The following is a 12,725-nucleotide window of genomic DNA, read 5'->3' on the forward strand; positions in this document are numbered from 1 at the left end:
TGCCATGAGCACCCAGAGGTTTACGCCGGAATTCAAGGAAGAGGCGGTCAAGCAGGTCATCGAGCGCGGGTACTCAGTGCCAGATGTCGCAGCGCGCTTGGGTGTGTCGGCCCATAGCCTGTACAAGTGGGTCAAGGCGGTTGCGCCGGATAAACCCGAACAACAGTCCAAGGAACTGCTGGAAGCCAAGAGCGAGATCCTTCGGCTACGCGCGCAAATGCGTCGAGTCGAAGAGGAGCGTGACCTGTTAAAAAAAGCCGCGCGGTACTTTGCCAGGGAGCCCGAGTGAAGTACCGCTTCATGAACGAGCACCGTCATGAATACCCGCTGGCCATGATGTGCCGGGTTCTGCAGGTGGCACGGGCTGGTTTTTATGCGTGGTTGCAATGCCCCGTGTCTGACCGGGCCAAGGACGATACGCGGCTGCTGGAACTCATCCGCCACTCATACGCCGCCAGCCATGGTGTCTATGGTGCTCGTCGCGTCTTTGGCGACCTCCGCGAAGCCGGCGAGAGCTGTGGCCTGCATCGTGTGGAGCGGCTCATGCAGAGCCACAAAATCAAAGCCATACGAGGCTACAAAAAGCCCCGTGCCATTGCCGGTCGCCCGTCCATCATCGCGCCCAACCATCTGCAGCGCGAGTTCACGGTCGATGTGCCCAACAAGGTGTGGGTCACCGACATCACCTACATCCGGACCTGGCAAGGCTGGCTGTATCTGGCGGTGGTGCTGGACCTCTACGCCCGAAAGGTCGTGGGATGGTCCATGAAGCCGACGCTGGGCAGGGAGCTGGCACTGGACGCATTGCTGATGGCTGTGTGGCGCCGCAAACCGCAGCAACGGGTCCTGGTGCATAGCGACCAGGGCAGCCAATATGGAAGCGACGACTTCAAGCGCTTCTGCGCAGCCCACAACCTCGAGCCGAGCATGAGCCGACGGGGCAACTGCTGGGACAATGCCGTCGCCGAGTCCTTCTTCAGCAGCCTGAAAAGGAGCGCATCCAGAAGCGCATCTACAAGACCCGGGATCAAGCGCGCGCCGATGTCTTCGATTACATCGAGGCGTTCTACAACCGAACCCGCCGCCACAGCCATCTGGGCGGCATCAGCCCCGGGGCGTTCGAACGCGCCTCGGCTTGAGGCAGGGGTTTGTCTACCGGATCGGGAGCAGTCGAAACCTCAGCGCGGCCGCGCGCCGGGGCTCTTTTTTAGGTCAGCGCTCGATTGAGACGCGCTGTGCAGGTGGGTCTTGAAAGTTTCCGCAGCCGCTCCTGGATTGATCACCGTCAAAGTTCTGGACAGCCGAAAAGGAGGCTTCTATGACCATGAACTTGCTGCGGCAGAGCGCGAGTTCCCGTCTGCCGGTCCCGTCCTATCGAACCGTAGACATCGATCAAGTACGGATCCTCAGGGCGGCCGGACTAGTCGTGGCGCTGATCCCTTCGCCCTCCAATCTGCTCACGCTTTCGGGTGACGGTCTGGCTGCCCAGGTACTGGCGGTCACGCAAAAGGGGCGGGAAGAACTGGCTAGGTTCGACTACCCGGAAGCTTGGCCACACCTGTGGCAGAAACGCATGCCGCGGATTTTCACGAAGCATCGTTGGCCCCCGCGGCTACCCAGTAAGCCGGCCGTGCCACCTGGATGCACTAGGCCAGCGGTCGTCAACAAGCCGCGGCGCGCGCGGTTAGACACGCTGGTGTTCAAAAGCTTGTCAGGGATCGCACTGGTCGCCAGAACCTAAGCGCCAAGGGCGCGCTGGCGGGCGTCGCTTGCCCGCCAGTGTCTGTCGATCGGCAGTCGAGCGCATGGAGGAGCCGCCACTACGTGGCCGGCCTCCTCCGCCTGCGAGCCCATGACTCGCCCATGTGGGGTCGCCACCACCTCTCACCCGGGTTTCGCTTGACGAGAGGAGTTATTCTGGAGCGACCGTGACGCGAACTCAACCTGGGCACGAGTGACCTCATCCTCGGATCGGAGCTGCAGCTTTTTGCAGTTTGCGCATTGGTACAGTCGCCGCCAAGGGAGCAGACGCATCCAGGGACGACGTTCGACACGGTAGAGGTGGTTGGGAGTACAGCTGCACGATTGAAAAACGGACATGTCTACCACTAGTTCGAAAGTTGCACTCATTATTCCGAGGCAACCGTGACAAAGGTCACCGTTTTCCGTGGGAAGTTGTGATCGAGCTAACAGGTTGGACCGCAAGTTGACGAAGAGCCGCTCTTACAGGCCCTAGCGAGCTTGTCGGGCGAAGTTGACCGGGTGGTCCGACGTCTGCGAAGGTGCGGATGAACGCTGCCCGCTCCGCTGCCCTCACGGGGCAGTAGTCGACCGAGGCTGGTGGAGAAACATGATCTTCGTCTCCACATTGTTAGTACCTAGTCCTACAGTCTGTTTCGAGACTTCCAAGTCACATCGCAGCTTGTGTGTGCAACTTGGAGGAACAGCATGCCGACGGATTTGGGTAGTCGAATTGAGCGCGCCGCGCTGCCGCTCGTCGGGATAGAGAGACGTGCGGAGCGCGGTCGTGCTCCAGGCAGCGGCGATGATCAAAGCCCACCTCCCGGCGAATGAGCGCATGAGCACGCGCCCGGTAGTGGGGTTTCGGATCACCGATACAGGGCGGCAGGCTTTGAGTGAACTTCGCCCCTCGGACGCTGGTGAGCCAAAGCGTGGGCGGTCTCAAACTCCAAGTGCAACACCCTCCGGAAACTGCGCATTGTGGTCGAGGCAGTCCTGGAGGAAGGCCTCCGCAGGCGTCTTCCAATCGAGCGTGTTGCGCGGGCGGGTGTTGAGCTCCCAGGCGATCGCATCGAGCTGGCGTTGGCTGTAGACGCTCAGATCGGTGCCTTTAGGCAGGTGCTGCCTGATCAGCCCATTGATGTTCTCGTTTCGCCCTCGTTGCCAGGGACTGTGAGGATCAGCGAAGTAGATCGTCAACCCCGTGCTCTCGGCCAGCCGCTTGTGCAGCGCCATCTCCTTGCCTTGGTCATACGTCAGGCTCTTGCGAAGCGCTTCGTCCAGCGGGCCAAATGCGGCCTCGAAGCCTCTGAAGACATCCAGCGCCGTCGCACCATCGACCTTCACGATCATCACGAAACAGGTTCTGCGACACACCAAGGTGCCCACGCACGACTGATTGCGTGCCCCTTTGATCAGGTCGCCTTCCCAATGTCCTGGTACCAGTCGGTCGTTCACTTCGGGCGGACGTACGTGGATGCTGAGCATGTCCGCCAACTTGCCGCGTTGCTCCGCATTGCGGCCGTGAGGCCGGCGCGCACCACGGGCTTGGCGCAGCAATGACGTCAACTCTTTGCGCAGCTCCCCCTTGGGGCGAGCGTAAATGGCGGTGTAGATCGTTTCGTGCGAGGCTTGCATATCGGCGCGTGCGGGCTGTTCGCGCTTGAGGATAGTGGCGATCTGTTGGGGCGACCAGCGCCTTCCCAGCAGTTCCATCGTGCGTGACCACAACGCCGTGTGCGGGCGAAGCTTGCGCACTCGGCGGGCACGCCGCCTCATCCGCAGCGCACGCTTGCCAGCAGACACCGCGTCGTAACCAGGCGCAAGACGCGGACGTCCCCACACCACTTCACCCTCTGCATGGTGGCCGTTGCGTCGCAACTCTCGGGTGATAGTGCTTGGTGCTCGGTTCAGCATCCGCCCAATCGATCTGGCACTACTGCCTTGCAGGCTCATAGCCATGATCACCCCTCGCTCTTCTGCTCTCAACTGCTTGTAACCGCTCGACATACATCACTCTCCTGAGGGCTGAAGAGTGTTGCACTTGATATTTGAGACCGCCGTGGATAACTTCCCTCTCCCGTCAGCCAATGAACCCCCCAGCAGACCCGAGCTCCTGGGAAACTTATCCTGCAGGTTTGAACTTGCCATCCAAGCCGGAGATACCGGCCGCGTGAAGCGGCCCGTGCGGGCGGTCTTCCGGGCGGCGTATCGCAGTGAGGTGGAGGATTGGTTGCTTACTCCAGGTGAGCGGTCCAGAACAGACAAGGATCTGGCGCGGCAGTATTTGCTCGAGCTGCGCGACCTGTCTTATGAGGACGAGCCGCTGATGTGCATCGCCGATATGGTGGAGGACAGACGAGCGGCCGCGATGATCGCCGCAGTTTTCCTGAAGGACTTGGTTGAGTAGCGGGAGGGTGCGATGGGGCCGTAGGCACGACGTCCGAGCGCTACGTGGACTTGCTAACGTCCACAGGGCTCGAATCGCAGCGATGCGCTTCCGCCGCGCTCGGCGATGTAGGCGAGGACCTCTGCCTCCAACCGCGTGCGCACTTCCGCCTCGCTTTCATACATGAACGAAGCAAACACGCTGACCAATCGACGCCCACACCACACTTCCGCGCGCCCGCCCCAAGCGCTCCCGGAAAGCGGGTGAGCGTGAAGTGCCACAGTGGTGGAGTATCGAGAGGCATGGGTCGTGAGGTAAATTTCCTCTCGCGGTGCCATGCGTTGCGACGTGTCTGATCCAAACGTCGGACGAAAACTCAGGACGGGTGCTGCTCACCCCTGCGCGACAGCAACGCCGGCCGAAAGATGAGTGCGATCGGGCGCTGCCGCTCGGCAGTTGCCTACGTAAAGTGACTTTGGTGAGGCTCACCGAGCATTAATAGATTTCCTGCCCTTCGGAGGGGCCGGCATGCCAATGGATTTTGCGTCGTATCAAGGACGCTGGGTTTCCGCTTGCGCTTCACGACGAAGCCGATATTCGAAATGCGGGCGTTCTCGAGGCTGCCGAAGAATCTCTGCTCGTCCGGAAAGGTTGCCGTTAGGAGCGGCGCGAGTCACAGCGCAACGCACTTCCCAGCCGTCGCGAAAAAACTGGCCGAGAAAGTCTGGTGTGCTGATGATCATCTCGTGGCTGTGGTGAGGGGGAACAGGCTAGGGCTCGAAAAGCGTCGTCGGCGTCTGCGTGCGGAGGGAGGATGCGTAATCCAACCTTCACGCATCGCTGTGCCAGTCCGCACCGGGGGCTGTTGTCGCGATACCGGAGAGCTTCGGTATCAGAGCGCCGTCGATGAGGGTCCACAGCGTCAAATCGCTGCTTCGTTGGACAGCTATGCGCGCAAGGCGCACCAGACGGTGTCAACACACACAGGCACTCTGGCCTGTCCTACGTGAAACTCACCGCAAGCCTGACGTGCTCTGTGGCGAGGTGGCTTGACCTTCCCTTCCATCACAAGCGCGAGGCCGTCATGCCAAATTCCCCGCATCCTTCGTTCGACTTTGCACCGTCCGCTGATATGAGCCTGGGCGTCGAACTTGAACTGCAGCTCATCGATGCAGATTCGGGCGATCTCGCTCAGCGGAGTCCGCAGATCCTTGAGGCTGCGCGTCTTCTCGGGCCTTTGGCACGAGGGGCAATCGTTCCCGAGGTGAGCGCCGGCATGATCGAGATCTCCACCGGTGTCTGTGCGAATGCCTGCGAGGCGGCTGCTGACCTCGAAACCCTACGCAGCAGGGTCTCGTGCGCGGCCGCCGAACACGGCGCCCGCATATCCGGCGGCGGGCTGCATCCTTCCAAGCACTGGTGGGAACAGCAGATCTTCGACAGCCCACGCTATCGCGCCTTGACTTCGCTGTATGGGGAGGTACTCAAGCAGACAACTGTATTCGGGCAGCATATTCATCTTGGGTGCGCTGACGTTGAGCGCGTCCCGCTATTGATGCACCAGCTCGCCAGATACGTGCCGCACTTTATTGCACTCTCTGCGTCCAGTCCCTTCATGGAAGGGAGAGACACCGGATTCGACTCCACCCGGACGTACTGCCCGAACCCGTTTCCCACAGGACCCCGTGCGCCATTTACGAACTCCTGGCATGAACTCACCGAATGTCTGTCCAAATGGCTTGCGTGCGGGGTCATCAAGTCAATCAAGGACTTGCATTGGGACATCCGACCGAAGCCTGAGTATGGAACGGTCGAGATTCGCGTCCTCGATAGCCCGTTGTCTATCGAGCGAGCCGCCGAACTCGCCAGCTTCGCGCAACTTCTCGGAACGTGGCTGCTGGAGTCACAACCGTTTATCCCCCGGGACGAAGACTACCTCGTGTACGAGTACAACAAGTATCAAGCCGCGAAGTTCGGCCTGAAAGCAATCTACGTCGATCCGATGACACGGAAACAATTGCTTCTGAGAGACCACCTCGGGAACCTGCTGTCGACTTTGGCGCGCCACGCGTCGGCGCCGAGAGATGAAGAACGACTCGCAACCCTGCGCAAGGTGGTGAGCACCATCCAGAACGACGCAACCGTGCTGCGCAGCTTGAGAGGCCGCTGCCGCAGCGTCAAAGAAATGGCGCTCCTTGCAGCGGGGATGATGGAAACATCTCAAAATCCGGACGATACTGTGCGCGCCTCGATGCCTCTCTTGCCTGCCAAACCCCGCGAGCCTCTTAGCGTATCTCGTAGTCAATGGGCTTGAAAGAGCCATTGTTCGAATTTTCGGCCGAACACGCTGTCAATCCGCAGATGAGGTCCATCTCAGCGCGTAGTTCAATAAAGTCGCCGGCGCGAGACGTGGGTGGCTTGACTTGAACCTCGCCGGTCTCGGTGACGCCGACATTCATGAAAACATTGAACGTTGTTCCAATCTGGTCCGGACGAATTCCGTACGGTTCAAAAGCTCGGTACAGATTCTCAAAGCAGCTGGGGTGATGCCCGTGGTGCTGATAGAGAATTTCGAACATCTCCTGGCTGCACGGGGTTAACAGGAAGTCGTGTCGACCGACCGTGTCATCGACAATGCGAAACATTGGACGGCTGTTGTTTGCGTAGAGTAGATCGCCCTTGGTCAGGTAGATCTTTGAAGCATAGTCGATGGACCGCCCGGAGGACAGGCTACAACTGTGGTCGTCCTGTGCGAAGGCGTACAGGTCGGCAACTTGTTCGCCGAATGGATCGTTGATGCGCAGGATCTGGCCGCTTCGCAAAGTGAAGGCGACGCCCGACTGCGGCGGGATACGGCAGCAGCCGGCCGCGTGGGTCAGCGTTTTCTCCTCAATCATTCGATTCCTTTCAAGAGTGATGATGAAACGGACACTTCCAGTTAGATTCCACGGCCCGTCCGGAGTACTGGCGCGCTTCAGAAGCTTCACCAAAGCGGGCGAGCACAGGATTGATTGATCCCTGCAGGTCAATGTCGCGCTGCCGGATAGCCTCCTGCATCGACTGGTACTTCCCAGACGCTTTCATTGCTTCGAACTGATCGTGGAAGTTGAAGACCAAGCAAGGCACGGCCGACCGGCGCGCATGGCGTGAAGCCTGTGGATGCATGCCCACGACGAAGAAGGCGCGACCTCCCACGCTAAATGAGAAGTCGCAGCGCTCTGAATCGTGGCTGACTTCACAGTTCCAGTGATAGCCGCGTTCTCGATCGAGGTCATGCAACGATTGAAGTTGGGTCCATAGGGCTTTTTCGAACTCGATCTCGTTGGTGGGAGATCCGTCGAACAGGGCCACAAAGCTCACCGGCACGACGCCAGGGTCAGGAAAGGCCGCAGAGTAGGCTATAAGGGCGTCGAAAAGCTCTGGAGTCTGAGATGGATCTCCAAGCGTCCGCAGCTCGATGAACTGTACGCGTTTCTTGTTGAGCGCGGATTTCGCGCCTACGCATGGAAATCCCTCGGACGAGATAAACGCGCGCATTCCCTCGATGCGAGATCTGTTGGACGAAGGCTCCGTTTCGGCGGGGGAGAGGAGTTGATCTGTCATGCATCAACGGTCGGCAAGCGTCCCGGCCCTCGTCGAAGGCAAATCCGCCATTCGTGTGTGCGAAAAAAAATCTTGCGTGTAGGCCGCGCGGAGCGAGAGGCAGGACAGCTCCGACGAGCTTCTGCCGCGGTCGCGCTTTCTGCGGCTCTCGCCGCCACGGCTGTTGCAATCAGAAGGGTCTCTGTGAGAACCTACAGCTGCGAGAACCCCACGTGTGCAAACAGCGCCAATGACGAGGAAGATCGCATCACGAGCCAGAGGCCCAACGCCATCGTGCTGACTAGCACTCCCACTGCCGTTGGCCTTCTAGCCGCTCGTGTCAGGAACGCAGGCGGGTCCAGAGAAAGGCCAGGGTCGCCAGCGCCATGACCGCGGTCGCGGCCCAGCCCAGCACCCGCCAGTGCAGCGGCAGCACCAGCTCGCCCATGAGGCGGCGGCTGCCGGCGGCCCACATGACGCCGACCATGATCGGCACCGACATCAGCGAATTGAGCACCGCCGCCCACACCAGCGCTTTCATCGGATCGACGCCGCACAGGCTGATGCCGATACCGCAGGCCATGGCGGCCGCGAGGATGCCGTAGAAGGCCGGCGCCGCGCCCACCGGCTGCTCGAGCCCGCGGCGCACGCGCAGGAACTCGGCGCAGGCATAGGCGGCGGAACCGCCGAGCACCGGCAGCGCCAGCAGGCCCGTGCCGATGATCCCCAACGCGAACAGCGCGAACGCCGCGCTGCCGGCCACCGGGCGCAGGGCCTCGGCCGCCTGCGCGGTCGAGCCCACGTCGGTCTGGCCATGGGCATGCAGGGTGGCGGCCGAGGCCACGATCATCGAGAAGGCGATCGCGTTGGAGAAGCCCATGCCGACCCAGGTGTCGAAGCGCAGCCGGCGCAGTTGCGTGCGCGCCTGCGCGGGATGCGTCCTGAGCGCATGGTCCTGCGGAACGCGCTCGATCTCCTCCACCTCCTGCGCCGCCTGCCAGAAGAACAGGTAGGGGCTGATCGTGGTGCCGAGGATCGCCACCACCATCTGGATGCTCTCGGCATCCCAGTGCAGGCGCGGCAGCAGCGCGCCCGCGAGCGCTGCCTTCCAGTCGACATGCGCCACCAGCGCCACACCCACGTAGGCCAGCAGCGAGAGCGTGAGCCACTTGAGCACGCGCACGTAGCGGTGGTACGGCAGCCAGGCCTGCAGCGCCAGCGACAGCAGGCCGAAGCCCAGCGCGTAGAGCGCCTCGGGTCCGCCCAGGCCCAGCCGCGCGACCTCGGCCATGGCGCCGATGTCGGCCGCGAGGTTCACCACATTGGCGACCAGCAGCAGCACGACCGCGAGCAACACGACCGGGCGCGGCCACAGGGTGGCGAAGGCCGAGGTCAGCCCGCGGCCCGTGGTGCGGCCGATGCGCGCGCTCGCGAGCTGGATGCCCACCATCAGCGGATAGGTCAAGAGCAGGGTCCAGCCCATGCCGTAGCCGAACTGCGCGCCGGCCTGGGTGTAGGTGGCGATGCCGCTGGGGTCGTCGTCGGCGGCGCCGGTGATGAGGCCGGGGCCGAGGCGGTTCAGGAAGCCGCGCTTCGCGGGAGGCTCGGCGCCTGCGCCAGCACTGGCGTTGTTCTCGTCCTGCTCGCTCGGCCTCGGCATGCTCGCCTCGTCGGTGACCACGGGAACCCGAAAGTAGTGCGCGATCACAGTTCCATCTGTAGGACGCTGCTGCAACCTGGATGCACTTTGAAGGCAAGACCACGCCCCCATGCCGATCAGACGCATTTTTCGAACAGAACTATACATTGGTTCGCCTCTCGCCTACATATGCGCATGGCATGCCGGAAAACGCTGGAGGCTACAGATTCCACCACACGTCATCAGCCATCATTTGCGCGAGGCACTTCATGTCCAGTACTTCTTACCAACTTCCCCGCGGGTGCTTCGCCGTGGTCACCGGAGCGTCTTCCGGTATCGGCCTGGAACTTGCACGCTGTTGTGCGCCGCCGGCCTCGATCTCTTGATCGCGCTCGACGAGCCGGAAATCGAGGCGGCCGCGATCGCATTGCGCCATGCGTGTGTCTCAGTGATTGCTTCGCAGGTAGATTTTTCTACGCTCGATGGCGTTGATCGATTAGTGGCCGCCGTCGGTAATCGTCCTGTGGATTGCTTGCTCGCCATCGCGGGCCGTGGCCTTGGTCATGCGTTTGTCGACGAAGCCTTCTCGCAGGCAAAGCTTGTCCTCGACACCAACGTTACCGGCACCATCTACCTGATTCACCGGTTGGCCGGCCCGATGCGCGCACGGGAGTCGGGGCGTATCCTAGTTACGGGGTCCATCGCGGGCTTCATGCCTGGGCTCCTACCAGGCGGTCTACACCGGCACAAAGGCTTTCCTCGATTCGTTCTCGCTCGCCTTGCGCAACGAGTTGAAGGATTTCGGCGTAACCGTGAGTTGCCTCATGCCCGGACCGACGGACACCCGGTTCTTCGAGCGTGCGGACATGCTCGATACGAAAGTGGGACAGGACGGCAAGATAGCCGACCCAGCAGAAGTGGCGCGCGTCGGCTTCGAGGCGATGCTGAATGGAGAGGCGGACGTGGCGGCGGGCTGTAAGAACAAGTTGCAGGTCGCGATGGCCAGGGTCATGCCGGCGCAAGTACTGGCTGAGCAGCACCGCAAGATGCCGAACCCGGAAGCGGCGACCGCTGAGCGGGGCACTATGGAGTTTATGAGAAGCATCGAATGATCCCGATGAGCTTGCCCGACTGCACGAGACTCATCACCACTGCTGCGCGCTGGCCGGCCAACTCGCTGCCCGCGAACAGCCACTTCTTCGCGCCCTACTGGCGCAGTTCGGCAGTGAACCGTCGACAGCCATGCCGACCCTTGTGACCTTGAAGATCTCGCGGATCTTCACTCAGCTCGCTGTGCTTGTCAGCTGCGCCGAGCGCCTTCAGCTCGTAGCAGAAGCTGCTGCGCGCCAGCACTGCCGCGCAGCAAATCGGCAAGAAGGATGTTTAATCGATCACGATCAACGTCCTTTCACGGGCGCAGAGCGCGACTTGGTTCGACCCAAGGCCTGCACTTTTTCAGGTAAGCATTCTCCGCCTGCAGCTGCTGAAGATCGCGTAGCAGCTCGCCGCGACTGCGTTAGTCACTTGCCGCCGCCTCACGGTCATCGCGCCTCCTCGGCGGCTTGCTTATCCTCGTCTGTTCCTATTTCCATCCAGGCTGCAAGGCGGGCGCGCCGTGAGCGGCATACGCCCGATTCCACTCCGCTGTCAGGCTGAGGGGCCGGATGTTGAAGAGGGCCGCAGCCAGCCAGCCCGACAGGCCCTCATCCTGCATCCGGTGCAGGACCTCGAGCTTGGAGTCGACATCGGAGTTGGCGCGCTCCCGCGCCAGCAGACCCAGCTTTCCCACTGGCCTTGTAAGCGTGCTGGCGGTAGCGCGCAATTCGCCAGCGCCCTTTCTGTAGGCCATGACAGCAGCAAGCTTCTGTTTCTCTCTGTACTCGGCCATTTCGATTCCTCGAGTTCGTCCAGGTTTCGGGGGCCAGATAGATTTGATTGGACGCCATCCTCGGGAGCCGCAGCGACTGGCGCAAGGTGGGACCGCTGGGCGCCCACATGGCAACCGCCGATTCAGTGAAGCTTCTGTGATAACCGGGTGGCGCAAGAAGACCTCGGGCCCCCGGGCGTCAACGTAGCACCACGGGGGCGAAAATGACATAGAGTAGGGCCGCCTGCTCAGCGGTGCGGTTCGACCGCCCCGAGCTAGTGGCGCTCTCGACGATGCGCCGCAATGTGGCCTGCGTATAAGGTGACACGGGGTATCTCCAGGTCGACGCTCATGCCCTCAACTATCTGCGTGACGAGCGGGCCCGAACGCGCAACAGCTTCGAGCAACGTTTCGCTGCCCAGCTTCAGGTACTCACACGCACAACCGGTCAACTGGACCAGCACTCTGCCATGCGAGGAGCGCACTGAAATCTCGTAGCCATTGCTCTCAGTCGGCGAGGGTGCCTGGACCGCGAGCGGGGGGCGCGGCGATCCAGGCCGCCCAATCACGGCTTGGCCTTTTCTAGCTGAGCGGACAGTTCATCCAGCACCGCGTCTTCCCCCATACCGAGTTCAGCGCCGGTCTGCGGATCGCTGGTCGGATCGGAAGCAGTGCGCACCGCCAGCGCGTCCACGGCAGCTTCTTCTTCCGCAGTCAGATTGACCGAAGCGTCACCACTGCCTCCGTCGACGGGGCACTGCGGCAGTGGGTCCTCGACGAAATCCCATTGCTCTCCCTGATTCCACGGCCCGCGCACATCGCTTCCCTTCGACATGTTGAAGTACACCTTCGTGAACTCCGGCATGCCGGGAAGCTTGCCGGGTGGGAAGTTCGGCGTGATCGCATAGAGCGCCTTCTCGAACGACTTCTGGTGCGCGATCTCGCGTGTCATCAGGAAGCCCAAGGCTTCTTTCACCCCCGGATCGTCGGTCAGGTTGATCAGTCGCTCATAAACGATCTTGGCCCGTGCTTCGGCCGCGATGTTCGAGCGCAGGTCGGCCGTGGGTTCGCCGATGCTGTCGACGTAAGCCGCGGTCCAGGGAACGCCCGCTGAGTTGACCAGCGCAGGTCCACCGCCATACAACACCTGCGTGAGGTGGCTGTCGTTGCCAGCGCCCGTGATGGTTCGATAGGCCTCTGCTTCCGAGTCGACGCCTTCGGCCAGCCTTCCTTTCGCGCCGCGGTTGAGCATGGCAACCATCGTACCGATCACTTCGAGGTGACTGAGCTCTTCGGTGGCGATGTCGAAGAGCATGTCCTTGCGGCCCGAGTCCTCCTCTGCGATGGCCTGTGTGAAGTAGCGGCAAGCGGCGGCGAGCTCACCCTGGGCGCCGCCGAACTGCTCTAGCATCAAGTTGGCCAAGCCTGGATTTGTTTCACTGACGCGCAAGGTGTACTGAAGACGTTTGTTGTGAGAGAACATGATGAAGCTCCATGGTGGGGGTGGA

The 12,725-nt window shown here is 61.7% G+C and carries 10 protein-coding genes and 2 pseudogenes; 5 read left to right on the forward strand and 7 right to left on the reverse strand.

Annotated features, from left to right (window positions below):
- Positions 1-4 precede the first annotated feature (4 nt).
- Positions 5-1,139 (forward strand): annotated as a pseudogene (locus tag ACHMXE_RS07000) (IS3 family transposase).
- Positions 1,140-2,682: 1,543 nt separating this feature from the next.
- Here ACHMXE_RS07000 and ACHMXE_RS07005 read toward each other — a convergent pair.
- Positions 2,683-3,750, reverse strand: coding sequence for an IS30 family transposase (locus tag ACHMXE_RS07005; protein ID WP_395345082.1), 1,068 nt, complete (start codon positions 3,748-3,750; stop codon positions 2,683-2,685).
- A gap of 163 nt (positions 3,751-3,913) precedes the next feature.
- On the opposite strand from ACHMXE_RS07005, the gene ACHMXE_RS07010 reads away from it, so the two are divergent.
- Positions 3,914-4,150: a hypothetical protein gene (locus ACHMXE_RS07010; protein WP_395345084.1), complete on the forward strand. Its 237-nt coding sequence runs from the start codon at positions 3,914-3,916 to the stop codon at positions 4,148-4,150.
- 530 nt (positions 4,151-4,680) lie between these two features.
- Here the strand turns inward: ACHMXE_RS07010 and ACHMXE_RS07015 are convergent.
- Positions 4,681-4,872 carry a hypothetical protein gene (locus ACHMXE_RS07015; RefSeq protein ID WP_395345086.1) on the reverse strand — a complete coding sequence of 64 codons (192 nt, stop codon included), beginning with the start codon at positions 4,870-4,872 and terminating at the stop codon, positions 4,681-4,683.
- 263 nt (positions 4,873-5,135) lie between these two features.
- Between ACHMXE_RS07015 and ACHMXE_RS07020 the strand changes: the two genes are divergently transcribed.
- Positions 5,136-6,443 (forward strand): YbdK family carboxylate-amine ligase, encoded by a 1,308-nt coding sequence (locus ACHMXE_RS07020; protein WP_395345088.1) that lies wholly within the window; start codon positions 5,136-5,138, stop codon positions 6,441-6,443.
- Here the strand turns inward: ACHMXE_RS07020 and ACHMXE_RS07025 are convergent.
- The 3 genes from ACHMXE_RS07025 to ACHMXE_RS07035 form a co-directional block, all read right to left on the reverse strand.
- The gene (locus ACHMXE_RS07025; protein WP_395345090.1) at positions 6,415-7,026 is read right to left on the reverse strand and encodes a DUF1989 domain-containing protein; all 612 of its coding nucleotides are present in this window, start codon (positions 7,024-7,026) and stop codon (positions 6,415-6,417) included. The genes ACHMXE_RS07020 and ACHMXE_RS07025 overlap by 29 nt on opposite strands.
- A gap of 10 nt (positions 7,027-7,036) precedes the next feature.
- The gene (gene gntA, locus ACHMXE_RS07030; RefSeq protein ID WP_395345092.1) at positions 7,037-7,732 is read right to left on the reverse strand and encodes a guanitoxin biosynthesis heme-dependent pre-guanitoxin N-hydroxylase GntA; all 696 of its coding nucleotides are present in this window, start codon (positions 7,730-7,732) and stop codon (positions 7,037-7,039) included.
- A gap of 319 nt (positions 7,733-8,051) precedes the next feature.
- Positions 8,052-9,371, reverse strand: a complete 1,320-nt coding sequence (locus ACHMXE_RS07035) for an Nramp family divalent metal transporter (RefSeq protein ID WP_395345094.1) — start codon at positions 9,369-9,371, stop codon at positions 8,052-8,054.
- Between the two features lie 109 nt (positions 9,372-9,480).
- Between ACHMXE_RS07035 and ACHMXE_RS07040 the strand changes: the two are divergent.
- Both ACHMXE_RS07040 and ACHMXE_RS07045 read left to right on the forward strand, forming a co-directional pair.
- Positions 9,481-10,011 (forward strand): annotated as a pseudogene (locus tag ACHMXE_RS07040) (hypothetical protein); the annotation flags it as partial.
- Between the two features lie 118 nt (positions 10,012-10,129).
- The gene (locus ACHMXE_RS07045) at positions 10,130-10,462 is read left to right on the forward strand and encodes a hypothetical protein (RefSeq protein WP_395345096.1); all 333 of its coding nucleotides are present in this window, start codon (positions 10,130-10,132) and stop codon (positions 10,460-10,462) included.
- Positions 10,463-10,932: 470 nt separating this feature from the next.
- Here the strand turns inward: ACHMXE_RS07045 and ACHMXE_RS07050 are convergent, their stop codons facing one another.
- Together ACHMXE_RS07050 and ACHMXE_RS07055 are read right to left on the reverse strand one after the other, a co-directional pair.
- Complete coding sequence (locus ACHMXE_RS07050) at positions 10,933-11,238, reverse strand: hypothetical protein (RefSeq protein WP_395345098.1); 306 nt, start codon at positions 11,236-11,238, stop codon at positions 10,933-10,935.
- 544 nt (positions 11,239-11,782) lie between these two features.
- Positions 11,783-12,700: a manganese catalase family protein gene (locus tag ACHMXE_RS07055; protein WP_395345100.1), complete on the reverse strand. Its 918-nt coding sequence runs from the start codon at positions 12,698-12,700 to the stop codon at positions 11,783-11,785.
- Positions 12,701-12,725 lie beyond the last annotated feature (25 nt).

The organism is Variovorax sp. UC122_21 (genome assembly GCF_044056785.1).
Lineage (GTDB): Bacteria > Pseudomonadota > Gammaproteobacteria > Burkholderiales > Burkholderiaceae_C > Variovorax.

Coding starts and splice junctions, on each gene's coding strand:
- ACHMXE_RS07025 (WP_395345090.1), bottom strand. CDS start 7,026: ATGATTGAGGAGAAAACGCTGACCCACGCGGCCGGCTGCTGCCGTATC.
- ACHMXE_RS07015 (WP_395345086.1), bottom strand. CDS start 4,872: ATGATCATCAGCACACCAGACTTTCTCGGCCAGTTTTTTCGCGACGGC.
- ACHMXE_RS07005 (WP_395345082.1), bottom strand. CDS start 3,750: ATGTCGAGCGGTTACAAGCAGTTGAGAGCAGAAGAGCGAGGGGTGATC.
- ACHMXE_RS07035 (WP_395345094.1), bottom strand. CDS start 9,371: ATGCCGAGGCCGAGCGAGCAGGACGAGAACAACGCCAGTGCTGGCGCA.
- ACHMXE_RS07050 (WP_395345098.1), bottom strand. CDS start 11,238: ATGGCCGAGTACAGAGAGAAACAGAAGCTTGCTGCTGTCATGGCCTAC.
- ACHMXE_RS07055 (WP_395345100.1), bottom strand. CDS start 12,700: ATGTTCTCTCACAACAAACGTCTTCAGTACACCTTGCGCGTCAGTGAA.
- gntA (WP_395345092.1), bottom strand. CDS start 7,732: ATGACAGATCAACTCCTCTCCCCCGCCGAAACGGAGCCTTCGTCCAAC.